The sequence below is a fragment of the Paenibacillus sp. 1_12 genome (assembly GCF_900114475.1).
In the GTDB taxonomy this organism is placed as follows: Bacteria; Bacillota; Bacilli; order Paenibacillales; family NBRC-103111; genus Paenibacillus_S.
Genome location: NZ_FOTE01000065.1, coordinates 1 through 1,862 on the forward strand (window position 1 = coordinate 1; position 1,862 = coordinate 1,862).

Consider the following 1,862-nt stretch of genomic DNA (forward strand, 5'->3'; position numbering starts at 1 on the left):
ATTCAAGTTGAATCACGTTGGTGAGCCGTATGCCTTAGTAGGGCACGTGCGGTTCGATAAGGGGGGAGCCATGAGAGTGGTTCCCCTACTTTATTATTAGCCCTTTTCATGGAAATCCCCTTATTGTTCAACCAACCGATAGCCTGACCTCTCTATACCACCAATAAGATCTCATCAATAACATAAAGATTCTTCAAGTGAGTGTTGTCGTTATAAATAAACGCCAGCTCAACGCCCAGCAGGACATATGTACAAAGTTGCTTATTTTGTGCAGATGTATCCGCGTTACTTAGTTTTACTTTCACGACACTTTTCCGCTTCCTTGATGAGTACGGCGACTCACCTTCGTCTTCCGCTAGTGCCCATTTATCCAGCCCATTTAGATTAGGCAAGCATCCTCTTTTCTCTTTCACACATACGTTAATATTGCTAAATGAGATTTGGGAGGATGTTATGATGAGTGAAACCTCTTATTGGTATTCTGGCACACAGAACAAATAAAACGTTTATGAATGGCAGTTTTTTGCGGGATTTAGTCCGTGAAGGCGAAAAACTAGATAGCCAGGTTGTTGTGTTTTCTCATTTAGATCTGATAGAAAAAGATAAAAAAATTCACGGCTTTATACCTTCCCCTTCAAATCGCTGGAAGATGAACATCTATCCTTGCCCAGATGTCGTGATTGATTTTTGCCGGTATCTTAAAAAGCCTTTTCGGGATATGCGCCGCCGGAAAGATTTGTTCACTTATGCCAATCATAAGTTCACCTACAAATGGAAAGCTACTAAGTTATTTAGTAAATCGGAGAAGGTGAAGCAATGGATACCGGAAACCTTGCTTTATACCCCTCAAAACCTACGGGACATGATCCACAAGCATCCTATCCTCTACATCAAACCAGGCAACGGTACTGGTGGCCACAGTGTAGTTAAACTCTCACGAAAATCCGGTACATTTCACATCAAGGGCCGAAAAAAATCGGCACGCTTGACGCATATTGTTCTGCCCTCGGAAGATTCCGTAGTCCGCTGGCTTAACTCATGGGTGAGTACACAGCGGATTCGCACTGGAAACTTCATGATTCAGCAAGGATTGAATCTGGAACTGACCCCCGGACGCGTACTGGATGCCCGTCTGATCATCCAAAAAAACAAAAGGGGCGAGTGGGAAGTGACCGGGAAGGGCATGCGGGTTAGTGCTAAAAACAGCCCCACCACCAATCTGGTTCATGGAGACGGAATGGCATTGCGTTTTGAACCGTTCATGATCCGACGGTTCGGCCCGGAGAAAGCCAAACAAATCAGCCGGGAATGCGATCAAATGGCCATGAAATTGATGGAAGTGATTGAAGATCGGTATGGCTCAATGGTGGAGTTCGGTTTGGATGTTGGTGTCGATGTGAAAGGGAATGTCTGGTTAATTGAGGCGAATCCGAAACCGAGCCATTCCATCTTCTTAGGCACGAAGGAAATGGGCCTTTACCGCAAATCCATACAGCGTCCCATTCAGTATGCGGCGTATCTAGCGAGAACAAAATTTAAAAATGGATTGTAGGGCCTTTTCTATGCTTCTGAATAGGTTTTACTTTGTAGAACCCTCACAAAACTTTCGGCACTAATCTTTTGGCTGCTGGACAACACGTTAATAACGCCATATTTCTTTTGTTGATCGGGTATCTTCTTCAGTAACATTGCTGAACATCTGTATAAAAACTGTTATTTTGTGCAGATGTCCAGTCCTCTTTTTCAGTGACTTGGGTTCGGTTGCCATTTTTAAAAATTTGGGTTTTGAAACACCGATGAAAATCTCATAAGGTCCCGATGACCCAGACAATGTCGTGGAGCTTCATTTCCCGATAAAAAAG

The 1,862-nt window shown here is 43.8% G+C and carries 1 protein-coding gene; it reads left to right on the plus strand.

The annotated features are described in order from the left end of the window. Nucleotides 1-460: 460 nt before the first annotated feature. A complete protein-coding gene (locus BM210_RS34145; RefSeq protein ID WP_091177110.1) occupies nt 461-1,552 on the plus strand; it encodes a YheC/YheD family endospore coat-associated protein in 1,092 nt (363 codons plus the stop codon). Nucleotides 1,553-1,862 lie beyond the last annotated feature (310 nt).